Annotated in this window: 10 protein-coding genes; 4 read left to right on the top strand and 6 right to left on the bottom strand. The window is 67.9% G+C overall.

Features of this window, described 5'->3' with window-relative positions; translation table 11 throughout:
- Positions 1–199: 199 nt before the first annotated feature.
- The 4 genes from selA (at position 200) to VGK20_18785 (ending at position 5,895) form a co-directional block, all read left to right on the top strand.
- Entirely contained in the window at positions 200–1,642 is a 1,443-nt protein-coding gene (selA, locus tag VGK20_18800; protein ID HEY2776097.1) for an L-seryl-tRNA(Sec) selenium transferase, read from the top strand.
- A gap of 19 nt (positions 1,643–1,661) precedes the next feature.
- Entirely contained in the window at positions 1,662–3,584 is a 1,923-nt protein-coding gene (selB, locus tag VGK20_18795) for a selenocysteine-specific translation elongation factor (GenBank protein ID HEY2776096.1), read from the top strand.
- 19 nt (positions 3,585–3,603) lie between these two features.
- Positions 3,604–4,731: a selenide, water dikinase SelD gene (gene selD, locus VGK20_18790; protein ID HEY2776095.1), complete on the top strand. Its 1,128-nt coding sequence runs from the start codon at positions 3,604–3,606 to the stop codon at positions 4,729–4,731.
- Positions 4,732–4,908: 177 nt separating this feature from the next.
- Complete coding sequence (locus VGK20_18785; protein HEY2776094.1) at positions 4,909–5,895, top strand: peptidylprolyl isomerase; 987 nt, start codon at positions 4,909–4,911, stop codon at positions 5,893–5,895.
- A gap of 89 nt (positions 5,896–5,984) precedes the next feature.
- Here the strand turns inward: VGK20_18785 and VGK20_18780 are convergent, their stop codons facing one another.
- The 6 genes from VGK20_18780 to VGK20_18755 all read right to left on the bottom strand — a co-directional run bounded on the left by VGK20_18780 (position 5,985) and on the right by VGK20_18755 (position 14,591).
- Positions 5,985–8,837 (bottom strand): S41 family peptidase, encoded by a 2,853-nt coding sequence (locus tag VGK20_18780; GenBank protein ID HEY2776093.1) that lies wholly within the window; start codon positions 8,835–8,837, stop codon positions 5,985–5,987.
- Between the two features lie 94 nt (positions 8,838–8,931).
- Entirely contained in the window at positions 8,932–9,267 is a 336-nt protein-coding gene (locus tag VGK20_18775) for a LuxR C-terminal-related transcriptional regulator (GenBank protein ID HEY2776092.1), read from the bottom strand.
- 285 nt (positions 9,268–9,552) lie between these two features.
- Complete coding sequence (locus VGK20_18770; protein ID HEY2776091.1) at positions 9,553–10,752, bottom strand: vitamin K epoxide reductase family protein; 1,200 nt, start codon at positions 10,750–10,752, stop codon at positions 9,553–9,555.
- A 49-nt stretch (positions 10,753–10,801) separates the two neighbouring features.
- Positions 10,802–12,871 (bottom strand): tetratricopeptide repeat protein, encoded by a 2,070-nt coding sequence (locus VGK20_18765; protein ID HEY2776090.1) that lies wholly within the window; start codon positions 12,869–12,871, stop codon positions 10,802–10,804.
- The gene (locus VGK20_18760; GenBank protein HEY2776089.1) at positions 12,868–14,136 is read right to left on the bottom strand and encodes a hypothetical protein; all 1,269 of its coding nucleotides are present in this window, start codon (positions 14,134–14,136) and stop codon (positions 12,868–12,870) included. Before VGK20_18760 ends, VGK20_18765 begins: the two co-directional genes overlap by 4 nt.
- Positions 14,133–14,591 (bottom strand): hypothetical protein, encoded by a 459-nt coding sequence (locus VGK20_18755; GenBank protein HEY2776088.1) that lies wholly within the window; start codon positions 14,589–14,591, stop codon positions 14,133–14,135. Before VGK20_18755 ends, VGK20_18760 begins: the two co-directional genes overlap by 4 nt.
- Positions 14,592–14,749 lie beyond the last annotated feature (158 nt).

Raw genomic sequence — 14,749 nt, 5'->3', positions numbered from 1 at the left:
TTCGCTCCGGCGTACAGGAAGTACGCCTGCGCTCACTCACGCGCCTCCGCCTCGCATCTGGACCCTTCTCGGCGCCCGGCTCGCAGATACGTGCTTCGAGAGTTGCGGTCGGACGCCGAGAAGGATCGAAATTTCTCGCCTCGGGAAATTGAGGGGTGAATGTTGTGGAGGGTCGCGACGCGAGGCAGGATGCGCGGCCATGCGTACGGCTGCGAAAGAGCCTTCCGGGAACGTGCCCGTCGATGTGCGGGCGGCGCGGCTGCCGTCGGTGGAAGCGGTGCTCGGCGGGGAGGGCGGCGCTGCGCTGAAGGAATTTTCGCGCCCGGCGGTGCTGGACGCCGCCAGGCGCGCGCTTGCCGGACTCCGCGAACGCCTGCGGTCCGGCGAGGAACTTGCCGATTCCGAGCTCACGGCCGCCGCGGTCGCGTCGATCGCGGAGCGCATGCTCGCACTGTCTTCCGCTCCGGCGCTCACGCGGGTGATCAACGCTACCGGCGTCGTTCTTCACACGAACATCGGTCGCGCAGTGCTGTGCGACGCCGCGATCGAGGCCGCAGCGCTCGCCGCGGGTGCTTCCGTCAACCTCGAGTACGACCTGGCGACGGGAGGCCGAGGCGATCGCGACCTCCTCGTCGAGGAGCACCTTTGCGCGCTGACCGGCGCTGAGGCCGCGACTGTCGTCAACAACAATGCCGCCGGCGTGCTGCTGGCACTGCACACGCTTGCTGCCTCGCGCGAAGTCGTCGTCTCGCGCGGCGAGCTGGTGGAGATCGGCGGCTCGTTTCGCATTCCGGAAATCATGAAGGCCAGTGGCGCCGTGCTTCGCGAAGTCGGCACCACCAACCGCACGCATCCTGCCGATTATCGCGACGCCATCGGCGCGGACACTGCGCTTCTGATGAAAGTGCACGCGAGCAACTATCGCATCGTCGGTTTCGCGTCTTCGGTGGATCTCGCGGAGCTTTCGAAGCTCGCGAAGCAGCACGCGGGTATCGTCGTTGTCGAGGATCTCGGTTCCGGTGCGGTCGTCGACCTTTCCGCTCTCGGCCTTGCGCCCGAACCGACGATCGCGGCCAGCCTTCGCGCCGGCGCCGACCTCGTGCTTGCCAGCGGCGACAAGCTTCTCGGCGGGCCCCAATGCGGGATCGTGGCTGGACGCCGTGACATCGTCGAGCGCCTGCGCCGCAGTCCTCTCAAGCGCGCGGTGCGCTGCGACAAGATGACGCTGGCGGCGCTGGAGGCGACGCTGCGCGTGTACCGCTTCTCGCCGCGGCCTGAGCAGGAAATACCGACGCTTCGCTACCTGCGGCGCGGGCTCGAAGAGCTGCGGCGCGTCGGCGAAGAAGCGCTCGGTCTTCTGGGCGCGCGGCTCGGACCGCGCTGGGCCTTCGAGCTGGTGGAAAGTCGCGCCGAAACCGGCAGCGGGTCCCAGCCGAACGTCGCCATTGCGTCGCTTGCGATCGCGGTAGCGGCCGACGGTCTTACCGCAGCCGCGATCGAGCAGCGCTTCCGCGCCTCGCAGCCGCCGATCCTCGGTCGCATTCACGACGACCGTTTCGTTCTCGACCTGCGCACGATCGACGACCCGCACGACCTCGTGCCGCACTGGCCCCGGCCTGACGCGAATTGGGCCGATCAATGATTTGCGCAGTCGCAGCGCGATGATCCGCGCCATCGTCGGCACCGCCGGCCACATCGATCACGGCAAATCGGCGCTCGTCAAGGCGCTGACCGGGATCGAGACCGACCGTCTTCCTGAAGAGAAAGAACGCGGCATTTCGATCGAGCTCGGGTTCGCCCACCTCGATCTGGATGCCATCGGCCGCATTGGCGTCATCGACGTACCCGGCCACGAGCGCTTCATCCGCCAGATGCTGGCTGGAGCCCACGGCTTCGACCTCGTCGTCGTCGTCGTCGCTGCCGACGACGGCGTGATGCCGCAGACCGAAGAGCACTTCGAAATCGTTCACCTGCTCGGGCTCGACAAGGCGATCTTCGTCGTCACCAAGTGCGACGTCGCCTCGGCGGACCGCATTGCCGAGGTCCGCGAGGAGATTGCGATTCTGGCTGCCGGCACGCGCCTGGAGGGGGCGCCGGTCGTCGAAGTCTGCGCACGCAGCGGAGCGGGAATCGAAGCGCTGCGCGACCTCATCGCTGGCAGCCTGAAATCGCTCGTACCGAAAAAAAGCGACGAGGCGTTCCGCCTTGCCGTCGACCGCGTGTTCGTGATGAAGGGCCACGGCGTGGTCGTGACCGGGACGGCGATCGGGGGGAGCATCCGCGCCGGCAGCGAAGTTTGCATCCTGCCTTCGGCGCGCAGAGCACGGCTGCGCGAGATCCAGGTGCACGGCAGCGCCGCCGAGGAGGCTGCGGCGGGCGAGCGCGTCGCGCTGAACCTTGCCGGCATCGCCCGCGACGAAATCGAACGCGGTGACACGATCACCACCGATGCGGCGCTCGAGCCTACGTCGCGAATCGATGCGCGCATCGAGATCCGGCCCCTGGCACGGCGCACCGTCTCTTCGCACTGCCGCGTGCGGGTACACCACTGCGCCAGCCAGTCGACGGCTCGCCTGGTGTGGCTCGACGGCATCGACGAAGTTGCGCCGCGCTCGAGCGCATTTGCGCAGCTCGTGCTGGCCGAGCCGCTGGTTGCGCAGGCCGGCGATCGCTTCGTGATCCGCGACGAGACAGCCGAGCACACGCTCGGCGGCGGCGTCGTGCTCGTCGCTCACGCGGCGCGCCACCGCAGGGCCGACGGCGACGTCGGTCCGCACCTGCACGTGATCGAAAGCGGGGACGCGGCGGCGCGTCTTCGCACGACGCTCGCAATGACCGACGCCGTGGGCCTGGCCCCGGAACAGGCTTCGCGCGCGATCCGCACCTCGGCGCAGCAAGCCGTCGCCCTGGCAGCGGCAGGCGACGGCATCACGGTCTTGCCTGGCCTCGCGGCACCGGAGATGCTCGTGACATCCGCCAAGCTTGCCGCGGCGCTGGAGCGAATCACGACGTCGGTGCGCGCGTGGGAAAGCGCCCATCCCGAGCTTTCCGGCATCGACCTCGAACAGCTTCGCACGAGCGCGAAGCCGCCGCTGGATGCGAAGACGTTCCGGCTGCTCGTGGACCGGCTCGAAGGCGGCGGCACGCTCGTGCGCCGCGGCAACGTCGTTCATACGAGCGGCCATGCCGCCTCGCTCGGCGGCGGCGACGAGGGACTCGCTCTTCGCGTGCTCGAACGCATCGACGAGGCCGGGTCGATGCCACCGATGGTGAAGGAACTGGCCGACGAAATGTCCGCGCCGCCCGAACGCATCGCGAAAGTTGCCGCGGTGCTGCTGCTGCAGGGCCGCCTCGTCAAGGTGGCCCCGGAGCTGTTCTTCGCGCCGCAGCGCCTCGACGAGATCGCCGCGAAGCTGAAGGATTACCTCGAGCGTGAGAGCGAGATCACGGCGGCCGCGTTTCGCGACCTCATTGCCGCTTCCCGCAAGTACGGTATACCGTTGCTCGACTGGTTCGACCGCAGCGGCCTCACGATCCGCGTCGGGGACGTCCGCCGCCTGCGCCGCAGCGCAGCGCGAAACTGAGCCGCAGCCGAGGAGACGCATGGCAGCAAAGAAGGGAAAGGCGGCGTCGCAAAAGGCGGCCGCAAAGAAGAATGCGCGCCGCGCGAGCGCCGCGCCGAAGCCGCGCATCCGGCTGACGGCCGAAGTCGGCGCCGGAGGCTGCGCGTGCAAGCTCGGCCCCGCCGACCTGCGACAGGTTCTGGCCGGAATCCCGGTGCTGCGCGACAAAAACGTGCTGGTCGCGACCGAGACCTCCGACGATGCCGGCGTCTATCGTTTGTCTTCGACGAGCGCGCTCGTTGCCACCGTCGATTTCTTTCCGCCGATGGTCGACGACCCGTTCGTGTTCGGTCAGGTCGCTGCGGCCAACGCGCTGAGCGACGTCTACGCGATGGGCGGCAAACCGCTGGTCGCGCTCGGCATCGTCGCGTTTCCGGCGAAGAAGCTTCCGCTGTCGGTGCTCTCGCGCATCATCGAAGGCGCGACCGACCGTGTGAAGAAGGCCGGCGCCGTACTGATCGGCGGGCATTCGGTAATGGACGACGAGCTGAAGTACGGGCTGGCAGTGACAGGAACGATTCATCCCAAGCGCATCGTGCGCAATGGCGGCGCGCGCGCCGGCGACCTTCTCGTGCTCACGAAGTCCCTCGGCACGGGCATCATCTCGACCGCGATCAAGAAGCAGGTCGCAAAGCCCGAGGAGGAAGCGTTCGCGATTGCGTCGATGATCGAGCTGAACGACGTCGCAGGATCGATGCTCGTTCGCTACGGCGCCCACGCGTGCACCGACGTCACGGGTTTCGGGCTGGCAGGCCACGCGACGGAAATGGCCGAGGCCTCCGGCAGCGTGCGTTTCGAGATCGAATCGGCCCAGTTGCCTCTGCTGCCCGGTACGGCTCGCCTGGCCGAGGACGGCTATGTGACCGGCGGCGCCGCCCGCAACCGGGAGTGGCTCGGCGCCAGGCTGTCGATCGGAAAGGACGTCGCACCCGCGCTGGCCCAGGCGGCGGTCGATCCCCAGACCTCCGGCGGGCTGCTGGTCGCCCTGCCGCCGAAAAAGGCCGAAGACTTCGAACTGGCGCTGCACCGCAAGGGCCTGCGGCCGTCGATCATCGGGCAGGTCGTGCCGAAGCCGCGCGGCTCCCGCGTCGTGGTTCACATTTCCTGAGGCCGCTGCGCGGCCTCCCGGGATCCCGCTGCGGCTCTGCGGGCCGCCGGGCCGGTCGGTCGAAGCATCGGCCGCGGGCGGACCGCGACGTGGAAACCGCGCGCGGATCGCTGCATGATCCGACTCATCCGGACCTGCGGGCCAGTCCGCACTCGACACACACTGATGGAGATCAAGATGCCGCAACAGACCTTTGCCCGGGGGCGCGCCGTGCGCGCGATTTGGACGCTTGCTGCCGCGGCGGCGCTGGCCGGCTGCGACGGCGGCAGCCAGCCCGCGACGACTGCCCAGGCCCCGGCTGCCACGCCGGCCGCTTCCAGTGCCAAGCCGGGCGAGGCTTCGGGCCCGGTGCTGGCGACTTACGAGGGCAAGAAGTTCACTCTCGGCGATTACCGTGCCGCGCTCGGACCGCTCAACTCGCGGGCCCGCAAGAGCCTCGACGAGGCCCCCGACCGCCGCAAGCAGTTCATCGAGAACAAGATCGTCTCGAACCTGATCTACGACGAAGGCGTGCGGCGCGGCTACGACCGCGACGCAGAAGTGCAACGGCGCCTCGACGAGCTGAAAGAGCACCTGGTCGTGCAGCGAGTGATGGAAGACCAGCAGAACGCGACGGTCTCCGACGAGCAGGTCAAGAGCTACTACGACTCGCACACGCAGGAGTTCTCGACCGAAAAGGTCAAGGCCAGCCACATCCTCGTCGATAACGAAGCGCTCGCCAAGGAAATCTACGGGAAGCTCCAGGCGGACAAGACGCAGTTCGCGGCGCTCGCGGCGCAGTACTCGAAGGACCTGAGCAACGCCAAGCGCGGCGGCGATCTCGGCACGTTCGGGCGCGGCCGCATGGTCAAGGAGTTCGAGGACGCAGCGTTCGCGCTGAAGAACGACGGCGACATCTCGCCGCCCGTGCAGACCCGTTTCGGCTGGCACATCATCATGCGCACGGGCCGCGAAGAAGGCACGATCCAGCCGTTCGACCAGGTCAAGAACCAGATCAAGGTGAAGCTCGTCAGCGACAGCCGCCGCGAGAAAACCACTGGATTCATCGACGACCTGAAGAAGAAGGGCGGCGTCTCGATCGACGAAAAGGCGGTCGCCGAAGCCACCTCCGGCGAGCCGGCGGGCGCCCCCGACGACGACAACGACGCGCCGACCGGGCACTGACCGTTCCTTTACGCGCTGACGGCTGCCGTACGCTTGGGGGCGGGTTCGGAGACGGGGCCATGCGCGCCGCCTCCCAATTGCGGGGCTGGTTACAACGAGCCGGCGTAGTATTCGCGCAGGCCCTCGTCGTCGACGGCCTCGATGCGGAGCTTCTTCACGTCGTCGTCCGGCTTCCACGCAAAGCGCAACTCGGCGGTCGTGCGGTGCTCGCCGGCGGGCTCCACGTACGCGACGGTGTCGTCGTCGATGCGGGCACGGACCTCGGCCAGGGCGTGGTCGTCGCTGGCCCGGACGCGCACCTGGTAGGTGTTGTCGGGCAGCTGGTCGATTCCTTCGATCGTGATGCGCGGCGCTTCGTTCCAGCCGCTGCCGACCGTAGACACCGTGGCCGCGCGCGCAGCGCCTGCCGGGGACGGGGTGGGAGGAGCCGACGGCGCGGAAGCGGACGCGGAGACCACTGCGGCCGAATCCGGGGATGACGATGACGCCGTGGTACGGGCCGCCTGCGGCGCAGACTCGTCTGCTGCCGGCATCGTCAGCGGCACCTTCTGCTCGAGATACAGACCGTGGTGCGTCTCGGTGATGTAGATCGTCGCGTCGGGGATCTTGTCGAAAGAACTGAGCAGGTGCGCCTTCATCACGAACGTCGTTTTCTCGCCCGGTGCCAGCGACGCAACGTCGCCGGTGCCCTCGAGGATCTCGAACTGCTCTTCTGACGGGTGCTTGAGCCTGGCGATGATCTTGTCGGCAGCGCCGTTTCCGCGGTTTTCCAGGTCGAGCGTGATGTCCAGGTGCGTCGGATCCTCCGCGGATGCAGTGATCGTCGTTCGCACGGCCAGGTGCGGGCGCGGCGCCTCCATGACCACGAGGTCGACCGGGGGGAGCTTGGCCAGCTCGCCCTTGTCGTCGTACAGCGTCGCGGTCACGCGGACGCGACCGGTGCGCACGGTCTCCAGCGGCTTGACCTTCATGCGCCAGCTTCGCGTGCTGCCGGGCTCGATGCGGCCGTACGCGGCCGGCTTGCCGTCGAAGATGCTGGACGTCGAATCGAGAACCGCGCGCACGCGGTAGAACGGCGCAGGGCTGTTGTTGGTGATCCGCACGTCCACTTCGTTGTCTTCGCCGCCGCGCAGGGGATGGACGGGCAATACCTGCAGCGTCAGATGGGGATCGGCCTGGGGTCGCGGGCCGTCCGTCCAGTCCATCCCGTGCTTGTACATGAAGTCGCCGAGGTCGGCCTCGGAAGTCTCGACCGTCTGCTCGAGGAAGTCCTTCGAATCGGCAAGCATCTGCTTCGCGGACACGTTGCCGTGGTTGCGCAGGATCGCGGCGGCAATCTCGACGACGCGATCGGGTTTGTCCGCGTCGGTCTTCTCGTCGTCGACGCTGTCGTCGTCGTCGTTCTCGACCAGCGACGGGTCGTTGTCGGGATAGTCCTGCGCGAACGTGACGCGGTACGACGGCGGCGCCGCTTCGGCCTTCGACCATTTCGGCGTCTTCAGCCAGAACGGAAGCTCGGAGGTGCGGATCGGCGGCGGGATCGCCAGGTGCCCGCTGCCGACCTTGTAGTTGGTCACCTCGACGTCGGGAATCAGGCCTCCGCCGGGGATCGGCTGCGCGTTGGGCAGGAAGTTTCCCACCGTCATCTTCATCGTGCTCGTGTCGCGCAGCGGAAACGTCTTCTGGATGCAGCCCTTGCCGAACGTGTGCTCGCCGACGAGCAGGGCGCGGTCGTTGTTGCGCAGGCTGGCGGCCAGCAGCTCCGAGCCGGACGCCGTCATCGGCGACGTCAGGAAAATCACCGGGAGATCGGGCGACAGGGCGCTGCCGCTGGCGCGCACTTCCGGCGTCAGCCCCCGTGCAGGCTGGCCGTCGCGCCCGGCCGTCGTGATCAGCACGCCTTCTTTGAGGAAAAGGTCGCCGATCGCGGAAGAGCCCATCATGCTGCCGCCCGAGTTGCGCCGCAGGTCGATGATGACACCGCGCAGGTGCTTGTCGTCGACCGCCTTCTTCAGGTGCTGGCGGAAGTCGTCGGGCGTAGTCTGGCTGAACTGCGTGATTTCGGTGTAGAGGATGTCGGCGTCGAGGATCTTCGATTTCACGGAAGGGATCATCACGATGCCGCGCGTGACGATCACGCTCTTCGGCTCCGGCTCGTCCTTGCGCTGGATCAGCAGCGTGACGGTGGTGCCCTCGTCGCCGCGGATGCGCTCGACGGCGTCGGAGGCGGCGATGTTCTTCGTCGAGAGGTCGTCGATGCGCAGGATCGCGTCGTCGTTGCGCAGGTCGGCGCGCGCAGCGGGCGAGTCGGGATACACCTCGATCAGCGTGAGCTGGTTGTGGCGCGCACCGATGCGCGCACCGATGCCGGCCAGCTTTCCCTGGTACTGGATGTTGTGCTCGTTCTGGTGCTTCTCGTCGAAGACCACCGAGTACGGGTCCAGCCCCGACAGCACTCCGCCCAGCAGGTAGGAATCCATCGCCGGCAGCTGCGGCGGCAAGTGGGTCGAGCAGCTTTCGAGAAGGCGACCGACGGCAGTCAGCGGCGCTTCGAGCGTGCGCACCGTCGCGTCGGCCGGAACTTCGACCCGCAACTCGCAGTCGGGCGTGCGGTAGAGCCAGGCGCGCTCGGAGAGCCTGCGCACGACGAGATCGCTGACATCGCGCGAGAACACCTTGCCGGCCTCGTCGAACAGCTTGGCGGGGACGAGCTCGCTGTCGTAGAGATAGTTGCGCTCGAGCAGCGAAAGTCCGGGCGAGAGCGCAGGGTACGATGCCGGCGCGGCGGCCTGGCTCGTCGCGGCGACGAGCAGCGCTGCAATGGCCAGCGAGAATCGCAGTCCGCGCCATGGGCGCGCAATTCCGGAGGGACAGGCACGCACTGCGCGCGCCGCCCACGACGGGAATGAAGAACTGTCCTGGATTTCCTTCGTCCGCTGCATGCTGCCTTGACGGTCGCGGCCGCGCCGGAGCTCCGGCGCGGCCGCAGACAAGGTAGCGCGGGCGATTCCGCGACCCAAGTTTCCGCGCGGCTCGCTAGAGCCAGCCTTGCTTGACGAGCAGAACGGCGGCCTGGGTGCGATTGGCGACGCCGATCTTGCGGAAGATGCGCTTGAGCTCGGACTTGATCGTCTCGCGCGAGACGGTCAGCTTGCTCGCGATCTCCGCATTCGTCAGCCCGTCGCAAACCAGGCGCAGTACTTCCTTCTCGCGAAGGGTCAGGTTCGGACGAGGCCGCTCGGGATCGAACTTGTAGGTTCCTTCGTTCGGGATCGGACGCACGTTCGAGCGCAGGTTCGAGGACACGGATCCCGGATTGGCCTGGCCGCCGCGCATTCCATTATCGTACAGGGATGATGTTTCGGGCTTCACAAATTACCTCCAGTCGTTACCGGATGTTGGGGACTTGGTCCGGCGCGACGCCCTATGAAGGCAATTCGCGTGCCAAGCCGAAAAAATGGGGGTCGGTGGAGCGATCGCGCAACTCCCCGGAGGGACTGCGTTTCTGAGGCAGTTTCGCAGGGCGGGTGCCACCCATGAGGGTCTTTACCATTGCACCGATGCAATACCGTGTAGAAATGCCTGCGAACAATGCCTTAAGTAGCTGTTCCGTCATCGACGGGAGCAGGCGGGTGCACTCCGCCCCGACGGTGGCCTTCAGTGCGGTCGCACCGCGTCAATCACCACCGCCATCTCGTACTTCCCCACCTCTTCGAGTGCCCCGGTGATGCGACGCCCCCCGATGAACACCGTCGGGGTGGACGTGATGTCGAGCCTTGCTCCGGCCCGCGCGTCGGCAAGCACCAGCGGCAAGGTGCGGTGCTCGTCGAGGCAGCGCTCGAGCGCGTCCTTGTCCAGACCGATCTTTCCGGCAAGGCGCGGAAGGTTTTCGGCAAAGAGCTGGCCCTGGTTCGCGAACAGGATGTCGATCATCTCGTCGTGCTTTCCTTGCAGGCCCGCGCACTCGACTGCCTCGGCCGCCCGGCACGCATCCGGGTGAAGCGACACAGGCACGATGTCGTTGCAGCTCGCGTCCAGCGGGAAATGACGGTGGACGAGCTGTACCTCGCCGCCCCGCACGGCCATGAGTTGCTTGACGAGCTGGTAGTTCTTCTTGCAGTGCGCGCACTCGAGATCGAAGAAGTCGACGATGACCACTTTGTCCCTGGACAGGGTCGCCACCTGGTCGTCACGCACGAGGCTGGCGACGTCGACTTTCGGCAGCGCGGTGTACCAAGCGTAGAAATCGGGATCGGCCCGGCGAACGTCCTCCGCGCTTCGCAGCGAAGCTGCAGCCTGGCCGCCGGCCGGCCACGTCAGCCATGCCAGCGCCACCACGCCGATGGTCGCGACGCTGAACACGCCCGCAGCTGCGCCCGGCCCGAACGGGGACCCCGCGGCGCTGTTTCGAAAGCCCCGCAGCATCGATACGGTGATTGCCGCGTTAGTGAGCGCGACCGTGTAGAGCCCGGCGCAGAGCAGGCACAACGTCTCCAGTCGGAACGCCGCGACCACCGCCATGTAGCCGGAGAACACGAGCGCACCGACGACGCCTGCCGACCCGAGCGCAATGAGCCGGCGGCGCAGCTGCTCGTCCGCACGCGAGGCCGACGCGAAGATCGCGGCCATGCCGGCGTACGCGGCCAGCGCCATCCAGGCGATGGGAAACCCTGCGATCTTCGCGTACTCGCTCGCAAGCACCCGGTCGCAGTTGACGGTATCGTTGATGCTGCAAAAGCTCGTGTAGCGATTGCCGAGGCGGTCGATCTGGCCGTGGACGTACAGGATCGTCGCCGCGACCGCGACGCCGGCAAGGCATACCACCGCGAGCGCCAACAAGTGGCGAACGAGCCTCACTCGATCAGATTGGGAGAACGCGGCCAGAAGGGACCCCGGACCGCGGACCTTAACGACGGGTATCCCGGTTTGCAACTTTGCCTGCCTGCTCGATTTTTTCCGCCTCGTCATTGTGGCCGAGCTCTCGCAGGCAGCCGGCGGCGGCGTCGAACGCTTCGTGCGGTGCCACGGAGAAGGAGGCCGCCTTGCGGTAGTCGTCGACCGCCGCGGTGCAGCCGCCGGCGTGATGCCGGGCAACTCCGCGGTTGAAGTACGACGCCGCCACGGCCTGGCCGCCGTCGATCAGCCGGTCGTATGTCCCGGCGGCGTCTTCGTAGCGGCCGGCCGCCAGCAGGGCCTCGCCCAGCTCGTTCTCCAGCACCGGCGAATCGGGCGACAGCGCAGTGGCATGTTCCATTGCATCGACCCATGCCGCCGTCTGGCCGCGGATGCGCTCGGTGAGGGCGAGGTTGTACCAGGCCCTGGTCAGGTCGGGCTGGATCGTGACGGCGCTGCGGTACGCGGCTTCGGCGCGGTCGTAGAGGCCGGCGCGCGCGTAGGTGTTTCCTTCGTTGTAGGCGGCCGCCGAATAGCCGGGGTGGATGGCCCTGGCAGCCGCGAAGTGCGCCGCCGCATCCTCGATGCGTCCCGCATTGCCGTAAGCCGACGCGAGCTCCATCTGGGCGCGGGCGCTGCGCGGGTAGGCGGCCACGGCCGCCTCGAACACCGAGACCGGAGTGGACCATTGCGCCGCGCGGTGGCGATCGACGAAGAGCGCGACGATGACGAGCGCGGCGCAGATGCCGATCGTGATCGTGCGCGCGGCGGTGCGAACCATCAGCGGCTCGCACGCAGCAGCTGCCGCCAGCAGCAGCCCCGCGGTCGGAAGATAGAACAGCCGTTCGCCGAGCAGAGTGCCGAGCGGAAAGAGCACCTGCGAGACGATCGAGTAGGAAGCTGCCGCGACGAGGATCCCGAAAGACGTTACCGATCGCGCTCCCGGGCCTCGCCACGCGGCCCAGGCCAGCGCGGCGACGGCAACGATCGCGACGGCGGAATCGGCATCGGCAACGAAGCCGGACCCGATGCCGAGCGCATCGTACGAATAATCGATGCTGAGCGGGGAAGGCCACACCGAGAGCCACAGGTAGCGACCGAGCACGGCGACGGCACCGAGCAGGCGCGTGCCCGCCCCGACGACGGACAACGGGTTGTCCAGAAGCGATCGCGACCCGAGATGCAGCGACGGACCCGATGCGTGGGCACGCAGCGCAAAATACACGGCAGCTCCGGCAGCGAGCCACGCGGTCGTCTGCGCGGCTCGTTGCAGACGCTCACGCGCGGGGCCGAGGCAGACGGCGAGCGCGGCCGGCACCGCGAGCACCGTCACGGCGTTCTCCTTGAACGCCATTCCCGTCGTCACCGCCGCGGCGGCGCCGAGTCCCGACCACAGCGAGTAGCGCGCTGCGGAATCGCCCGGCGCGGCAATGTCTGCCTCGCGCCGGGCATTGTGCGCGGAGCCGTTGCGCTCGATGCGCACGCAGCAGAGGGTCGCGATGAGGAAACACGCCGCTGCACCGAGCTCGGCGCGTCCGACGATCCAGATCACCGCTTCGCTGTGGATCGGGAGCACGGCAAACAGCGCCGCGGCTGCCATTGCCGTCGCCAGCTCGAGGCCGAGAGCGCGAGCAAGCGCGAACAGCAGCGCCGCACATGCCGCATGCATCGCGAAGTTCACGATGCGGAACGCCGAAGGATTCGAGCCTGACGCCGAATGGCTTAACGCCATCGTCAGCGTCGCGGCAGGGCGGAAGTCGGGCGCGTCCGAACGTCCCTGGCCCCACCATGAGAAGTTCGAGAAGATGGCGGCGGGATCGAAAGGACCGCTTACCCATTCGTTCTCGACGATCGCATTGACGTCGTCGGAGACGAACCCGGCGCCGAGCGCCGGCCAGAATGCGATGCAGGTCAGCCCGGCAGCGCCGAGGAACGCTGCCGCGAATTGCAGCCTCGCGCGCGTGCGGCCGGCTGCGGCGACATCCGTCGAAGTGGCATCGGCGGCCGGCTCGCGGCGCGGTGACGATCTGCGCGGTCGATCGGAAGCCCGCGCGGGGCGAGACGGCGCCCCCGGGCGACTCAACGGCGGCTTACGCTCGACACGAAGACCGCTGGCGGCGGGTCGAGCGGCTCCGAGCCCGCGTCGGAGGCATCCACGATCTGGATTTGGAACGACGCCGTGCTGATCGGGCCCGAGGTTTTAAATCCGCAGCGCACCAGCGGCGCGGGAATGCGCACTCCCTGCAGGCTGATTATACCGAGCTTGAGCAGGACGTCGTTCACGTTGTTCGCGGCGATGATCGCATCGACCAGTCCCGTGCAGTCGACATCCGCTCCGAGGCCGACGAACTTCCCGTTGCTGCCGAGATAGGTGACCTCGAGTTGCAGGGCACCGAACGTGGCCTGGCCGGTGCTGTTCGCCGAGATGACGAGGTCATATTGCGGCGCGTTGTCGGACACATTCGACCCACCGCCGCCCGATCCGACCGGGTTTTCTTGGGGCGGCGGATTGGTCGAGTTGTTAGAGCCGTTCTGGTTGCCCGAATTGTTGCCGGACGCGGACCCGCGCGGGTTGTTGATGAGCGACGACGGAGCCGGCTTCGCGCTGGCTGTCGCAGCATTGGCGGCAGGCCTGCTGCCGGGCGGGGCGTTGGCGGCACCGAAAGGAAGAGGCGGCGGGGTGCCCAGTCTTGCCGCTACCGCCGCGGCGGAACCGGGAGGGGGCAGAGACTCGCTCTTGGCTGGCCCTTGGGTTCCTGCCGGCGCCGCGCCGGGTCCGCCGGCTCCAGCGGCCCCTGGGGCTCCCGGGGCGGCGGGCGGCGGCGGGGCTGCCGCGGCTGCCGCCTCGGAGGCCTTGACGGCCTCGGCCTGCTCGGCCTCGATGCTGGCTTCGGTGCGGGCCGTCGCGTGTGCCTTGGAACCCGAAAGGTCGACGGCCTTGCCGGCAGCATCCTCGGCCGCCGTCACCCGCACCGCGAGTTTGTCGTGCACGGATGCGGGAGTCGCGTCGGCGGCTGCCCGCATGCGGCACGCGGCGATGTCGGCCGGGCCGCGCAGCGCGCGCGGTCCGGAGGCGTGGATCGTCAGCGTGCCGCGGTGGTCGTCCGAGAAGGCCCCGTCTACGCCCGGCAGCACGAACGCGCAGTCGGGTGCGGCGCCGTCGGCAAGAATGCTCGCGCCGGTGCCGGAATAGTCGACGACGATCGTGGCCTTGGCGACGTTGGGGAAACTTTGCTGGGGCACGCTGACGAACACCGCCAGCGCATCCTTGTCGTTGCTCTGGCAGCCGCCGGCCAGATCGGCCAGCGCGGCAGTCACGACGAAAGCCAGTATGCGGCGGGAAGTCACTGGGGGCAGCTTCCCGACGTCGTCCCGCTTGCGAGACACGTGCTGGAGACGACAACGTCGACGTTGGACAGGTCGGAGATCGAATCGTCGTTGTCGTCGGTGGCCGCCGTCGTGGTCATGGCGAAATTGTGGGATGTCGGCTGCGTGCCAGCCGTAAAACTGCAGGTCATGATTTCGTCGCCCGCGGAAATGGCAGTGTCCTTGGCGCCAGCCTGTACGTCGAGAAACTTTGGCCCGTCCAGCGCGGGGCTGTCGAAGTCGACGACGGTCACCGTCACGGAATCGGCCGCGGTGCACTCGGCAGTTGCGCCGCTACCGAGGATGTTGCCGCCTTCGTAGGTGGCGGTGAAGTGCACGGAATCCACGTCCGGCGCGTTGTCGCCGAGCGAGAACACGATGGTGTAGGTGGTGCCGCCGCCGCTCGGGCCGCATGCTCCGACGCCTGTGCAGGCCAAGGCAGACAGGCCGGACAGGGCGAAGTGTGGCCACCGGAAACGATTTCTCGCGGACGAACAGGTGCTGCGCACAGCGCGAAATACTAGGGGAAACCCCCGGTGGCTGCCACTTTGGGCGCCGCGGTCGCGGCGCCGCAGGCGCGGACCGTGCCTGGGCC

The organism is Candidatus Binatia bacterium (assembly GCA_036493895.1).
In the GTDB taxonomy this organism is placed as follows: domain Bacteria; phylum Desulfobacterota; class Binatia; order UBA1149; family CAITLU01; genus DATNBU01.
The sequence above is the reverse complement of the archived record's forward strand: the minus strand, read 5'-3'. Positions and strand labels throughout refer to the sequence as shown.

Coding starts and splice junctions, on each gene's coding strand:
- VGK20_18785 (HEY2776094.1), top strand. CDS start 4,909: ATGCCGCAACAGACCTTTGCCCGGGGGCGCGCCGTGCGCGCGATTTGG.
- VGK20_18780 (HEY2776093.1), bottom strand. CDS start 8,837: ATGCAGCGGACGAAGGAAATCCAGGACAGTTCTTCATTCCCGTCGTGG.
- selA (HEY2776097.1), top strand. CDS start 200: ATGCGTACGGCTGCGAAAGAGCCTTCCGGGAACGTGCCCGTCGATGTG.
- selD (HEY2776095.1), top strand. CDS start 3,604: ATGGCAGCAAAGAAGGGAAAGGCGGCGTCGCAAAAGGCGGCCGCAAAG.
- selB (HEY2776096.1), top strand. CDS start 1,662: ATGATCCGCGCCATCGTCGGCACCGCCGGCCACATCGATCACGGCAAA.